Here is a 12,886-nt window from a genome sequence, read left to right as displayed (position 1 = left end):
CTTCAACCCGTCAGCCCCCGGCGAAGCAGATTCAGGCCGCCGATCAGCAACACGATCAACGTCACCTTGCGGAACCGAGCCTGATCAATCCGCGCCTGGAACTTCAGCCCTGCCCACAACCCAACGACCGCCGGTGCGATCAGAAAACCGGAAAATGCGGCCGTTTCCATGCGCAGGATGCCTGATCCCAGATGGGCAAAAACCAGCGCCACCGCACCCAGCCCGTAAACGACGCCCTGAACCCGCATCTGATCTGCCTTCGGCGTGTTGAGGGCCGTCAGGTACATCACGGTCGGCGGCCCCCAGATGCCTGACATGCCGCCCACGAAACCGGCAACCGAACCCATCGCCGCCTCAATCCAGGCTGAAGGTTTCGACAATGTCAGCTTTGATCCCAAGACCTGAATCAGTGCAAAGAACGTCACCGGTGCGCCGATCATCAGCAACAGCGTTCGCGCCGGAACGAGGCTGACCAGTTGTGCGCCCACCAACAAAAACAGCAGCCCCACGATCAGAAACACACGGAACCGTCGGATGGACGACACCGCTGCGGGGACACCTTGGCGCAACGCCTGAACTCCGTTTGTGACCAAAGTTGGCAGGATCAGCCCGGCCACGGCCCATTCGGGCGGCAGGAAGATGCTCAGCCCCGAAACCAGAACCATGGGCATGGCAAATCCGACCATTCCCTTGATGCACCCGGCAAGTAAGGCAATCGAAACGGCCAGCGCCAGATCCTGTGTCGAGAGTATTGAAAACCATGTCATGCCTCGTTGATACCACTCCCAGATTTCTCTGCACTGCAAAACTCACCGGGTAATTTTTGAACTTTTTACCTGCAAAATTCGTATTTTTGTTGCGCTGCACGTGCAGCATGATATGACCAGACGACCCAGAGAAGGACGTGATTCATGGCCCATGACGGACAGGATATGACCCAGATGACGACACCTGCGATTTTGCCCGATCTGCTGACCCTGACCCGAGCTGCCGTTCCGGCGGTCGAGGCGGTTTTTGAACGGGCGCGGGAATCCGTCCGCGATATGGTCAGCGCTGACGGAAAGATTTCGGGGGCACTGATCGAAGCCAACCAGACCGCCGCGCACGGCCTTGCATGGCTGGCCACCTATAACCAATCCCTGCAACAGATGCAGCGTTGGGCCGAAACGCTGGAGGCCGACGGCAAGTTCAGTGAAATCGAACAGCTGCTACACCAGATCGCCTTTGGCGAATACTTGCATCAGGTCGCGGGCGGCATTCCGATGAACCAGGGCGAGGTTGTGCGCCTGCAGGATCTGGGGCTGGGCTGGGACGCGCTGTCCGGGTTCCAGTGTTCCGAAGTTCAAACCCTGATGGCACAGGCCAATTCACAGGCCGCACGCAGCCGTCTGGTCGCGCTGATGCAGGATCAGTCCGGCGCCACCATGTTCGGCGCCTCGGGTCTGGACGAAGAGCTTGAAATGATCCGCGACCAGTTCCGCCGCTATGCGCAGGAAAAGGTCGAACCGAACGCGCATGACTGGCACCTCAAGGATGAACTGATCCCGATCGAGATCATTGAAGAACTGGCGGAAATGGGCGTATTTGGCCTGACCATTCCCGAAGAATTCGGTGGGTTCGGTCTATCCAAAGCCTCGATGTGCGTGGTGTCCGAGGAACTGTCGCGCGGCTATATCGGTGTCGGTTCGCTGGGCACCCGGTCCGAGATCGCGGCCGAGTTGATTATCGCGGGCGGAACGGATGAACAAAAGGCGCAATGGTTGCCCAAGATCGCCAACGCCGAGATTCTGCCAACTGCCGTATTCACCGAACCCAACACCGGCTCGGACCTTGGCAGCCTGCGCACCCGTGCGGTCAAGGACGAGAACGGTGATTACAAGATCACCGGCAACAAAACCTGGATCACGCATGCGGCGCGCACCCATGTGATGACCCTGCTGGCGCGCACCAATCCCGACACCACCGATCACCGCGGATTGTCCATGTTCCTGGCAGAAAAGACGCCCGGTACGGATGAAAACCCCTTCCCCACCCCCGGCATGACCGGCGGTGAGATCGAGGTGCTGGGCTATCGCGGCATGAAGGAATACGAGCTGGGTTTTGACGGCTTCCACGTCAAGGGCGAGAACCTGCTGGGCGGCGAAGAAGGAAAAGGCTTCAAGCAGTTGATGGAAACCTTCGAATCCGCGCGTATCCAGACGGCGGCACGCGCCATTGGCGTGGCGCAATGCGCGCTGGATATTGCCATCCAATACGCGCAGGACCGCAAACAGTTTGGCAAATCTCTGATCAACTTCCCGCGTGTGTCTGGCAAGCTGGCCATGATGGCGGTCGAGATCATGATCGCGCGGCAGCTGACCTACTTCAGCGCCTGGGAAAAAGACCATGGCCAGCGCTGCGACCTTGAGGCCGGAATGGCCAAGCTGCTAGGCGCGCGTGTCGCATGGGCGGCAGCGGATAACGGGCTGCAAATTCATGGCGGCAACGGCTTTGCGCTGGAATACAAGATCAGCCGCGTGCTGTGCGATGCGCGCATTCTGAACATTTTCGAAGGAGCTGCCGAAATTCAGGCTCAGGTTATCGCGCGACGTCTGCTCGGCTGACCGCTTTTCGGCATCTCTGTTTCCTCAACTGGACCCGGTCTTGCGCCGGGTCTTTTCTTGATCTGCCGGATTTGTTCGCGCATGGACCTTCCGGCAGTTCGTTTTGTACATGAGCAAACCGGCATTGGCCGGGTGCGGACCGGGATTTGCCACTAAATAGGGGCATGAAAATTTCCCCCTCTGATTCCGCGCGAAACTGGGGTAGAGCATCCCGTGGAACAGACGGAACCACACGGGCAGTTGGTAAACAAAGAATGACCAGAATACTCTTTGCACTTTGGGCAACCATCGCCGCGCTCGCCCTGAGCGGCTGCGCGACCACGCAGCCGACAGCGGGCCAAAGCGACATCGACGCGCTGGCGCAAGCGATCGGAGGCCTCGGGCCCGACGTTGACCCGGCCGAAGCGCAAAAGGCCGCCACAATCGCTTACACCTATTCGCAGCGTCTGGCGCGGGAATGGCAGGTCGAGGATCCGGCCATCATCCACAACGCCAAGGTCATCAACGGTTTTCGCGAATATGGGTTGTGCAATGACTGGGCCGAGGCCATGACGAAGCGGCTCCGGCAGGAGGATTTCCGCACGCTGGACCTGAACTGGGCCACATCTCCGCCGACGGCGTTCCGGATCATCCACCATTCGGCATCGATCAGCGCCACGGGGGCGTCGTTGTATGACGGCATTATCCTGGACCCGTGGCGCAACAGCGGCGCCTTGCACTGGGCACCCGTGCGTGAGGATACCAAGTATAACTGGCGGCCCCGAAGCGAGGTGCGCGCGGAATTGCTGAGCGGCGAGATACCTTATTGATCCGGACCGCGCAGGTTTCGCCACCGTCCGCAAAAGGATAAGACACCGTCATGACACGCCTGATCCTGACTCTGCCCCTGCTGGCCTTGCTGCAATGCGACCGGGACGAATCCGTGGCCGCCTATGGCGCGGCGGACCGCACATGGAACTTGCAGGAAATCGACGGGCAGTCTTTTGAAGCCAGCGCTCTGCTGCGGTTCCCCGAAGAGGGCAGGATCGAAGGCAACGCGCCTTGCAACAGCTACAGCGGCATCTTGAACGCGCCTTATCCGTGGTTCGAGGTCACCGACCTGAACGCAACCCGCGCGGCCTGTGCGGGGCTTGAGGCCGAAGGGTTTTATTTCGCGGCCCTGCTGGCGATGACCCAGTCCGAGGTGTCGGGCGACGTGCTGATCCTGCGCAATGAGGACGGGCACGAGATGGTGTTCAAAGCCGTCGAGTGAGCTGATCCAGAAACCGCGCCCGGGCCGCTGGCAAGGGGTGGTGGCCCAGTGCAGGCGCCACGCGGTGTTCCAGAAAATAGCCCGTTGTTTTTAACCCTTCGACGATCTCGGCATCCGGTGCCTGCCCTTCGCCTCGCAGGCAGGGGGGCAGCGGCAACAACCGGTCGGCCCATTCTCCGGCGCCGGCGGCACTGACGGCGCGGCCCGATTTAGGCGAGACATAGATCAACCCTTCGGTTGCGCCGGTCGCCGCACAGGCCGACAGGTCGAGGCCAAAACCCAACTCTTCCAGCAGGGCCAGTTCCCAGCGCAGATAGGCCAGTGGCCAGATGTCATCCTGCCCCAGCAGGTCCATCAGCTGTTCGGTTTGCTTGTAGATGCCCGGATGCGGTTCCCGCTCCGGCAAGCAGAAGGACAGAAGCGACAAAACCGTGTTCAGCCCGGCCAGCGCCAGACGTCCTGAAAAGGCCGCCGCCGCGCGCGATCGCAGGGGTTCGACCTGAAAGGTTCCGATATGTTCTTCAAGCCGCGCCCGCCACAGCACATCCAGCTGCGCACCGGGCTGCAGGATCGGCGCAATCTTGCGGCTGGCCCCGCCACGTACGACACCGGCATGCCGTCCATGGGTCTGGGTAAAGACCTCAATTATCGCCGCCGTTTCGCCGTGGCGGCGAGAGGTCAGAAGTATGCCGTGATCGCGCCAGTCCACATGGGCCCCGTGCCGTTTGCTGTGCCCATTTGACCTGTGGCGAGCCTGGACCGCAACCATGAAAGCTTGACGTGCAGGCGATATCACTCTCTAATTAACATTAGAGTTAAATAAGGATGAGATCCGATGCGCGGAATTACAATCACATATCGCTACGATGGCGATGAGACTGAATGGCTGGAAGCCGTAAACACGTTCATCGCGGCGATCGACGCCGACCCCAAGGCTGTGGGGAAGTTCACCTATCAGGTCGCGGTGGCCGATGATGGTGTGTCTCGATTTCACTGGGGACGCTGGGACAGTGCCGAGACATTGGCCCATGTGCAATCGCAGCCTTATTTTCAGGCGTTTGCGCCCAAGGTGAAAACGTTTGCCGGTGATACGCTCAGCGCCACCGGGCACGATATCACGCAGAAAAGCGGCGGGTGGTAAGGCCAGAGTGGTTCCACAGAATGCGAGGTCAGAACGTCACGCCCGCGTGGATCAGGATGCCGATGACCATGAGCAGATTCAGCACCATCGAGATTCCGTTGCCCACGTAAATCGGCAGTTTGCCTACCACCAGCCCGTAGGCGAACCACAGAAACGACAGACCGGCATAGAGCGACCACGAAAGCAGTGATTGACCGGTGGCGTGCTGGGAGTGAGTAAAGTAGAGCTTGATCAATTGCGGAAGGGTAGCGAATGGGCCAAAGACCCCGACGAAAACCATGAAGCCTTCGAACCGCTGCATCCAGTGGCCAAGCTCGGATTTTTCCAGTTTCTCAGCGAGTGTTTCAGCCACGCGAACACCTCATCGTCTTGTGTTGTTCCACGGATAGGCCAGTCCGTTCTGGCCAGGAGCAGGTTCAAAATAGACGCTTTGATCCGTGCGTCAAAGACCCTTCGAAGCAGGGATCATTCCAACCCCTCTTCCCCCAACAGATGCCGGCCCTGCCGGTCCTCGACCTCGATCACCCAGAGATCGGGGTCAAAGCTGCGTTGGCGCTGGATGGCGGCGTCCACGTCCGGCTCGGGGCCGCCGGACAGTTCGACCCATTTGCGTTCGCCGCTCATCAGATCAAAGCTGCGCTGGAAGGCCGTGGCCTGCCCGTCAAGCGTGTTCAGCTTGATCAGCACCGCGCCTGCCGTGTCGTCGCCATGGGCCACGACGAAGGCAGGAATTTCCTGAAAGCGAAGCCGCGCCAGATAGGCATGGACCCAGAATTCCGCCGTCAGTCGGGTCATGCGTTGCCGTCTTTGAAATCCAGACCCATTTCCGAATAGCGTTCGGATTCTTCCAGCCAGTTGGGCCGGACTTTCACCTGCAGGAACAGGTGGATCTTGCGGTCGAGGAACTCTTCCAACTCTGCCCGCGCGGCCTGGCTGACTGCCTTGATCGTCTCGCCGCGCTTGCCCAGCACGATGCCCTTGTGGCCATCGCGCATGACATAGATGACCTGATCGATTTTGGCGGAACCGTCCTTGCGTTCTTCCCAGTTCTCGGTCTCGACGGTCAGCTGGTACGGCAGTTCCTGATGCAGGCGCAGGGTCAGTTTCTCGCGCGTCATCTCGGCGGCGATCATGCGCAGGGGCAGATCGGCGATCTGATCCTCGGGGTAAAGCCACGGACCTTCGGGCAGTTCCGAGGCCAGCCATTTGCGCAGGTCATCGACGCCATGGCCCTTTTCCGCCGAAATCATGAAGGTTTCGGCAAACGGATAGCGTGCGTTCAGATCGCTTGTCAGAGCCAGAAGTTTCTCGGACGGCACCTTGTCGATCTTGTTGATGGCCAGCGCGACAGTGCGGCCCTGTCCGATCTCCTCGAGACCTTCGAGGATACGCTCGACCCCTTCGGTGATGCCGCGATGGGCCTCGACCATCAGCACGACGACATCGGCATCCGCCGCCCCGCCCCAAGCGGCGGCGACCATGGCGCGGTCCAGGCGGCGGCGGGGCTTGAACAGGCCCGGCGTGTCGACAAAGACCAGTTGCGCGTCGCCTTCCATCGCCACGCCGCGAATTCGGGTACGGGTGGTCTGCACCTTGTGTGTCACGATGGAAACCTTCGCCCCGACCATGCGGTTCAGCAGGGTGGATTTGCCTGCGTTGGGCTCTCCGATCAGTGCGATAAATCCGGCGCGTGTGGTCATGTTCAATGCGATCCTGTTTGCAACTGCGCATCCCTATAGCAGATTGGCCATGCGGGCCAGAGGGATTTGTCGCATTGCCGCCATGCGTCCGGGATGGCACGAATACCGTGCGCTCAGCCGAACCCAGCCAGGCGATCAAATCCGAAAATAAGGCACATATGAAACGCCGTGAGTTTCTTTTGGGCAGTGGGGCTGCCGCAGGCGCATTGAGTCTGGGTGGATTGGGACTGGCAGCAGGTACGCAGGAACTGGTCATTCAACCGGCCAGCTTTGCGCTTAAGGATCAGGTGACCACGGGCATGGTCAGCCTGTCACCCGACGCACCGCCGCCGGTTCTGTATGGCACGCAGGGTGAGGTGATGCGCCTGCCGGTGCGCAACACTCTGCCCGATTACACCGCCATGCACTGGCACGGGATGCGGATTGCCAACCAGATGGACGGGGTGCCTTATCTGACCCAGATGCCGATCGGAACGGATGAGGTCTTTACCTATGAGTTCACACCCCCGGACGCGGGGACGTATTGGTACCACCCCCATTGCATGACGATGGAGCAGATGGCCCATGGGCTGGCCGGGGTGATGGTCATCGCCGAGGCCGAAGACCCCGGCTTTGACAGTGAGCAGGTGATCAACCTGCGGGATTTCCGTCTGGGCGAGGACGGGCAGTTTCTGCCTGCCTTTAACGCGCGCGGGGCCGCGCGGGCGGGTACGTTCGGGAATGTTCAGACGGCGAACTGGCTAACAGGGCCAGCCTATGATCATGCGGCGGGCAGCCTAGTGCGGCTGCGGGTTCTCAATTCGGATACGACCCGCATCTACAAGCTGCATCTGGCCGGAGCCGAGGCGCGGATTATCGCCTGGGACGGTCATCCGGTCGAAATCGCGCTGCCGATGCCAAGCGTGGAAGACCCCTTGCTGGTCGGTCCCGGCCAACGGGTCGATTTTGCCGTTGTGATGCCTGCAGGTGAGGAGCGGACCGTCGATCTGATGGCGAAATTGCCGGGAAGTGCACCGGTTGCCATGGCGCGACTGCGGTCTGTCGGAGCCACGCTTTCGCGGGACTTGCGGGACCTACGTCCCCTGCCCATCAACCCGGTCGCCAGGCCGGATCTGGCGCGGGCCGAGGTGCACGAATTCGTCTTTGGCTGGACACCCGAGGGCGGCGCGCCCAATAACGGGTTCTGCGGTTCGCCGGGTTACAATTTCTGGTCGGTCAACAGGACCCCGTGGCCCGGCGATGCGGCCCAAGGTGTCGGCCCGCTGGCCACATTGGAGACGGGCAATACCTATGTGCTTCGGCTGCGCAATGAATCGCCCAATCTGCATCCGATCCACCTGCATGGGCTGGCCTTTGTGCCGCTGAAATCGAACCTGCGCCAACTGCCGCCCCTGATGACGGACACGATGCTGTTGCTGAAGGATGAGGTGGCCGAGATCGCGCTGGTCGCGGACAATCCCGGCGACTGGGCGTTTCATTGCCATGTAATCGAGCATCAGAAAACCGGGCTGACCGCGTATATCCGGGTGGTCTAAGCGTCGGATCGGCCGCGCCAATCCGACCGGTAGGGGGCCAGCCCCCTCGCCCGGATGTCGTCCGGGCTCACCCCCGGGATATTTTCGGCCAGATGAAGAATGATCCCTGTCGGGCTATTTCGCGAGGTCTTCAAGCAGCGCCTTGGCTGCCGCCTGTTCCGCCTGCCGTTTCGATCCGGCGGTGGCCTGCGCTTCGGTTCCGTCCTGCAGGCGGGCAGCGATGGTGAAGACCGGGGCGTGATCCGGACCGCTGCGCTTGACTTCGACGTAAGCGGGCGGTTTTTGACCGCGGGCCTGCGCCCATTCCTGCAACGCGGTTTTCGCGTCGCGGGCGTCCGCCTCGACCTTGTGAATACGATCGCCCCAGAGCGCGAGGATGACATCGCGGGCCGCCTCGAACCCCGCATCGCGGTAGACGGCGGCGATCACCGCCTCCATCGCGTCGCCCAGCAAGGCCTGTTTGCGGCGCCCGCCGGACAGCATCTCGGACCGGCCCAGTTTCAGGACCGCGCCCAGATCGATTTGGCGGGCCACGTCGGCGCAGGCCTCTTTGCGAACAAGTGCGTTGAATCGCGGGGCCAGTTGGCCTTCGGAGGCATTTTTGTCTGCCTCAAGCAAGGCGGTGGCCATCACTAGGCCCAGGACCCGGTCGCCCAGAAACTCGAGCCGCTGATTGTCGGGCCGGGTCGTCGAGGACACCGATCCGTGGGTCAGCGCGCGCAGCAGAAGTTCGGGGCTTTTGAACTCGTACCCCAAACGCTGCTGGAAGGCTTTTATTTCGGCTGAAAGCTTCAATTGACCGCCTTGAAGAAGCGGTCGCCCCGCCAGGTCCAGAAGAACAGCATCGAACGGCCAGCGGACGAGAACATGATCCGGTCGGCGCGGCCGATCAGGTTTTCATAAGGAACATAGCCGACGCCGCCTGCGGACTGTGGCACGCGGCTGTCGCTGGAATTGTCGCGGTTGTCGCCCATGAAGAAATAGTGGCCTTCGGGCACCGTGTAGATGCCGGTGTTGTCGGACCCCTGATTGCGGATGTTCAGCACCTCGTAGGAAGCACCGTTCGGCAGGGTTTCGATCAGGCGGCTTTTTTCACAGGCACCACCAATGCCGACAGGGCCGTTTTCGCAGCGCGGGCGCAGACCCTGCGGGCCTTGCGGTTCGGCGATTTCGGTGAACACGCCGTCGGGGGTTTGCTGCACGGGAGTGCCGTTCAGAATGATTACCCCGTCGCGGACCTGAATGAGGTCGCCGGGCAGGCCGATCAGCCGCTTGATGAAATCGCGCCCTGTGACGGGGTGGCGGAAAACGATGACATCGCCGCGATCGGGCTCGCCTCCCCAGATGCGTGTATTGTCATCCCCCTGCATCCAGCCGCAGATATCCTCGGCATCGATGTTCAGACCGACGCTGGGGATGATCACGCTGGGGCAGGACGCGTAGGAGTAGCCGTAGGCCATCTTGTTCACGAACAGGAAGTCGCCGATCAGCAAGGTGGGCTTCATCGAGCCGGACGGGATCCAGAAGGGCTGAAAGAACAGGGTACGGAAAATGCCCGCGATCAGCAGGGCATAGACGATGGTTTTGATCGTCTCCCAGACGGCGTTACCTGATTTGGCTTCCTCGGCCATACTGCTCTCCGGTCCTTGGCTTATTGGGTTGCTACATGCGGGTCGGCCGGGGGCAAGTCAAGGCTGTGCGGGGCGATCTTGAACGGGGCGCGCCTCGATCACAACAAAGGCCTGCGCCCAGGGGTGGTCGTCCGTCAGGGTGACGTGGATGATGGCCTCATAACCTTCGGGCGTTATTTCCTTCAGCCGTTCAGCGGCCCAGCCGGTGACGTGCATAATGGGCTGGCCGGTGCGCAGATTGGTCACGGCCATGTCTTTCCACGCAATGCCCATGCGCAGACCGGTGCCCAGCGCCTTGGAACACGCCTCTTTTGCGGCCCAGCGCTTGGCATAGGTGCCCGCAGTATCGGCGCGGCGTTCGGCCTTGCGCTGTTCGGTTTCGGTGAAGACACGGTTGCGGAACCGGTCGCCGAACCGGTCGAGCGTGCCCTGGATGCGGTCTATGTTTGCGAGGTCTGTGCCGATGCCGAGGATCATTGGCTTTGCTTTTCCTTTTTCAGAAAGGCCGAATATCCTCGCTTAACTCCGAAAACAAAAGCATAGCGGCACAGCACAAATGAAACGATCATACAAAGCGAGAACTCGGCACCTGCTATCAGGGCCACATTGCTCAGAACGTTGATATCTGAGGGGCCGTCGAAAACGAGTGCGAAAGTTATCAGCGCCACTACCGCCGCCAAAGTTGTGAGAACCATCTGACGTGCGATGATCCAACTTTTGTAGCTATCGCCAAGAGGCTTGCCGCGAATACCTTTGTCCATTCCGTAGGACATAGCTGCCAAAAACATCGCCAGTCCCAGTGGAAGGGTTGCGAATGGCCATTCGATTTCGAACCACCACTTTACTAGATACAGTCCAATCAGATCGACGAAGACGAAGCACAAGAAGCCGAGACGATTCAAGCCAACATCTTCATGAGATTTGAAAAGAGTTTTCAATGGGCTTGCTGTCTCGAGTTGTTTCATCACGACAACCGCACCGTCAGTATCTTGTAACTCGCCACGCCAAAGAACCCGGCAAAGGCGAAATCGAACCAGCGGCGGGCGCGGCGGTAGGCGCGGACCATGCGAGCGGAGGAGAACAGGAAGGCGTAGCCGATGAAGATGAGCAGTGAGCCTGCGTAGAGCATTGCAAAATAGCCCAGCAACATCAGAAGGCTGGCGTCATTCGGGGCGACGATGGCGTAAATCGAGCCCCAGCTGAGGATCGCCTTGGGGTTGGTCAGGTGGATGGCGGCACCTTTGGCGAAGATCGTGCGGAGCGAGCCCGTGACCGGGTTGCCCGGCGCGACCTCATCCGCGGACAAGGCGCGGCGCAGGGCCTTGAGAGCCAGCCAGCCCAGATAGGCCACGCCGATATAACGGATCACCTCGAACACCCAGACATTGGCCAGCATGATCGCCGACAGCCCGAGCGCCGCCGCGATGCCCCATGCAGCGGACCCGGCGCAGATGCCCAATGCAAACACCAGGCCCGCGCGGCGGCCTTCGTTCATGGCGGTGCCCGCGATGCCCATCGTCGCCGGGCCCGGAGAGTCCCCAGCCATCAGCCAGGCAAACCAGATCGCGACGAAGGTGGGCGTGATCATGCCCGCGCCTCATCCATCAGGCGGCGCATCTCGGCAATCGCTGGTGTTAGGCCTCGGAAAATCGCCTCGCCGATCAGGAAATGGCCGATATTGAGTTCGCGCACCTCGGGGAAAGCGGCAACGGGTTTGACCGATTCATAGGTCAGGCCATGGCCCGCGTGAACTTCAAGCCCCAGCGAATGGGCGTATTTGGACATCTCGCGCAGCGCTTCCAGCTCGCGCGCGGCGTCTTCCATGCGGCCTTCGGCGTGGAAATCACAGTAGGCGCCGGTATGCAGTTCGATCACCTCGGCACCAATGCGGTGGGCGGCGTCGATCTGGCGCTTGTCGGCGGCGATGAAGATCGACACGCGGCAGCCGACATCACGCAGGGGGGCGATGAAATGGGCCAGCTTGTTTTCCTCGCGCGCGACTTCGAGCCCGCCTTCGGTGGTGCGTTCCTCGCGCTTTTCCGGGACAATACACACTGCGTGCGGTTTGTGGCACAGGGCAATTTTCTGCATCTCGTCGGTCGCGGCCATTTCGAAATTCAGGGGCACGGTCAGAACCTCCATCAGCCCGTCGATATCGGCGTCCGAGATATGGCGGCGGTCTTCGCGCAAATGCGCGGTGATGCCGTCCGCGCCCGCCTCTTCCGCGATCCTTGCGGCGCGCAGAGGGTCGGGATAGTCCCCGCCACGTGCGTTGCGCACGGTGGCCACGTGGTCGATATTCACGCCCAGACGCAGATAGTTGTCAGACATCACGCGATTCCTTTTTCTGGTTTTGGCCCGAGCCTAGAGGCTTTGTTTCGTGAACGGCAGTCTTTGCGCCGGCCAGCCGTTTGATTTCTTCAAATTTCGCCTTGATCTTCGCCCGGCGGCGTTGCTGGTATTTGCGGATCAGCGGGAGACTGAGATACCCGCAGATTATCCCGGCCAGAAGGCCCAGGAGGACGCCCCCGATCATGTAGGGATAAAATACCTCGCTATAGAAGATACTCAGTCCGTCCCAGTCTGCGACCCGGTCGGTGAACATCGCGAAGAAATTGTCCTTCAGATCGCCCATGGCATCGGCGAACTTGCCCATCAGACCCCGGGTTTCGCTTTTTTCGAACTCGGTTCCCAGCAGGAAATGCCCGGTTTGTAGGCAGATCACACCGATGGGGACATAAGTCAGAGGATTGCCGAAAAACGTACCGCTGAGGGAGGCCAGGATATTGCCGTTGATCAGCCGCGCGCCGACCGCCGCGACCAGAAAGTGCAGACCATAGAAAGGGGTGAATGCGGCAAAGACCCCTGCCCCGATTCCGCGCGCAATGCGTTCAGGCGTGTCAGGCAGGCGACGGACGCGGTGTTTGACATAGTGAAAGGCACGGGTCCAGCCCCCACGGGGATAGACAAATTCCGAAGCGATCCGGGCAGGCGAGCGTCGGTCTCGGCGCTTGAAAACCACTC

At 60.8% G+C, this 12,886-nt stretch carries 17 protein-coding genes; 5 read left to right on the top strand and 12 right to left on the bottom strand.

Translation table 11 applies throughout. The annotated features are described in order from the left end of the window. Window positions 1-2: 2 nt before the first annotated feature. On the bottom strand, window positions 3-767 hold the full coding sequence (locus ACR0JW_RS14485; protein WP_480714108.1) for a sulfite exporter TauE/SafE family protein: 765 nt from the start codon (window positions 765-767) through the stop codon (window positions 3-5). Window positions 768-911: 144 nt separating this feature from the next. On the opposite strand from ACR0JW_RS14485, the gene ACR0JW_RS14480 reads away from it, so the two are divergent. The 3 genes from ACR0JW_RS14480 to ACR0JW_RS14470 all read left to right on the top strand — a co-directional run bounded on the left by ACR0JW_RS14480 (window position 912) and on the right by ACR0JW_RS14470 (window position 3,855). Then, entirely contained in the window at window positions 912-2,603 is a 1,692-nt protein-coding gene (locus ACR0JW_RS14480) for an acyl-CoA dehydrogenase family protein (protein ID WP_170681517.1), read from the top strand. Between the two features lie 254 nt (window positions 2,604-2,857). Continuing rightward, window positions 2,858-3,412 carry a hypothetical protein gene (locus ACR0JW_RS14475; RefSeq protein WP_170681518.1) on the top strand — a complete coding sequence of 185 codons (555 nt, stop codon included), beginning with the start codon at window positions 2,858-2,860 and terminating at the stop codon, window positions 3,410-3,412. Window positions 3,413-3,462: 50 nt separating this feature from the next. Then, window positions 3,463-3,855 carry an META domain-containing protein gene (locus ACR0JW_RS14470; protein WP_170681519.1) on the top strand — a complete coding sequence of 131 codons (393 nt, stop codon included), beginning with the start codon at window positions 3,463-3,465 and terminating at the stop codon, window positions 3,853-3,855. Here the strand turns inward: ACR0JW_RS14470 and recO are convergent. Continuing rightward, window positions 3,839-4,564, bottom strand: a complete 726-nt coding sequence (gene recO / locus ACR0JW_RS14465) for a DNA repair protein RecO (RefSeq protein ID WP_170681791.1) — start codon at window positions 4,562-4,564, stop codon at window positions 3,839-3,841. The genes ACR0JW_RS14470 and recO overlap by 17 nt on opposite strands. Before the next feature lie 126 nt (window positions 4,565-4,690). Here recO and ACR0JW_RS14460 point away from each other — a divergent pair, with 126 nt between their 5' ends. Continuing rightward, window positions 4,691-4,996, top strand: coding sequence for an antibiotic biosynthesis monooxygenase family protein (locus ACR0JW_RS14460; protein ID WP_170681520.1), 306 nt, complete (start codon window positions 4,691-4,693; stop codon window positions 4,994-4,996). A gap of 28 nt (window positions 4,997-5,024) precedes the next feature. Here ACR0JW_RS14460 and ACR0JW_RS14455 read toward each other — a convergent pair whose 3' ends face one another. The 3 genes from ACR0JW_RS14455 to era all read right to left on the bottom strand — a co-directional run bounded on the left by ACR0JW_RS14455 (window position 5,025) and on the right by era (window position 6,696). After that, window positions 5,025-5,348: a SemiSWEET transporter gene (locus ACR0JW_RS14455; protein WP_170611911.1), complete on the bottom strand. Its 324-nt coding sequence runs from the start codon at window positions 5,346-5,348 to the stop codon at window positions 5,025-5,027. A 113-nt stretch (window positions 5,349-5,461) separates the two neighbouring features. Next, window positions 5,462-5,791 (bottom strand): DUF1491 family protein, encoded by a 330-nt coding sequence (locus tag ACR0JW_RS14450; protein ID WP_170611913.1) that lies wholly within the window; start codon window positions 5,789-5,791, stop codon window positions 5,462-5,464. Further along, window positions 5,788-6,696, bottom strand: a complete 909-nt coding sequence (gene era, locus ACR0JW_RS14445; protein ID WP_170681521.1) for a GTPase Era — start codon at window positions 6,694-6,696, stop codon at window positions 5,788-5,790. The genes ACR0JW_RS14450 and era overlap by 4 nt, the downstream gene beginning before the upstream one ends. Before the next feature lie 158 nt (window positions 6,697-6,854). Between era and ACR0JW_RS14440 the strand changes: the two genes are divergently transcribed. Continuing rightward, window positions 6,855-8,231: a multicopper oxidase family protein gene (locus tag ACR0JW_RS14440; RefSeq protein WP_480714107.1), complete on the top strand. Its 1,377-nt coding sequence runs from the start codon at window positions 6,855-6,857 to the stop codon at window positions 8,229-8,231. 114 nt (window positions 8,232-8,345) lie between these two features. Here ACR0JW_RS14440 and rnc read toward each other — a convergent pair whose 3' ends face one another. From rnc to ACR0JW_RS14405, 7 genes are read right to left on the bottom strand one after another with little or no spacing between them, the layout of a single operon-like run. Then, window positions 8,346-9,026, bottom strand: coding sequence for a ribonuclease III (rnc, locus tag ACR0JW_RS14435; protein ID WP_170681524.1), 681 nt, complete (start codon window positions 9,024-9,026; stop codon window positions 8,346-8,348). Beyond that, on the bottom strand, window positions 9,023-9,862 hold the full coding sequence (gene lepB, locus ACR0JW_RS14430; protein WP_480714106.1) for a signal peptidase I: 840 nt from the start codon (window positions 9,860-9,862) through the stop codon (window positions 9,023-9,025). Before lepB ends, rnc begins: the two co-directional genes overlap by 4 nt. A 57-nt stretch (window positions 9,863-9,919) precedes the next feature. Continuing rightward, a complete protein-coding gene (acpS, locus tag ACR0JW_RS14425; RefSeq protein WP_170681528.1) occupies window positions 9,920-10,339 on the bottom strand; it encodes a holo-ACP synthase in 420 nt (139 codons plus the stop codon). Further along, a complete protein-coding gene (locus ACR0JW_RS14420; RefSeq protein WP_170825210.1) occupies window positions 10,336-10,827 on the bottom strand; it encodes a hypothetical protein in 492 nt (163 codons plus the stop codon). The genes acpS and ACR0JW_RS14420 overlap by 4 nt, the downstream gene beginning before the upstream one ends. After that, the gene (locus ACR0JW_RS14415; protein WP_170681532.1) at window positions 10,827-11,450 is read right to left on the bottom strand and encodes a LysE family translocator; all 624 of its coding nucleotides are present in this window, start codon (window positions 11,448-11,450) and stop codon (window positions 10,827-10,829) included. Before ACR0JW_RS14415 ends, ACR0JW_RS14420 begins: the two co-directional genes overlap by 1 nt. Then, window positions 11,447-12,193: a pyridoxine 5'-phosphate synthase gene (locus tag ACR0JW_RS14410; protein ID WP_170681534.1), complete on the bottom strand. Its 747-nt coding sequence runs from the start codon at window positions 12,191-12,193 to the stop codon at window positions 11,447-11,449. Before ACR0JW_RS14410 ends, ACR0JW_RS14415 begins: the two co-directional genes overlap by 4 nt. Next, window positions 12,186-12,884: a DUF2062 domain-containing protein gene (locus ACR0JW_RS14405; RefSeq protein WP_170681536.1), complete on the bottom strand. Its 699-nt coding sequence runs from the start codon at window positions 12,882-12,884 to the stop codon at window positions 12,186-12,188. Before ACR0JW_RS14405 ends, ACR0JW_RS14410 begins: the two co-directional genes overlap by 8 nt. Window positions 12,885-12,886 lie beyond the last annotated feature (2 nt).

It is taken from the genome of Ruegeria sp. BG6 (assembly GCF_056538465.1).
Note: the sequence above shows the minus strand (reverse complement) of the source record. Positions and strands in the feature narration are given on the sequence as shown.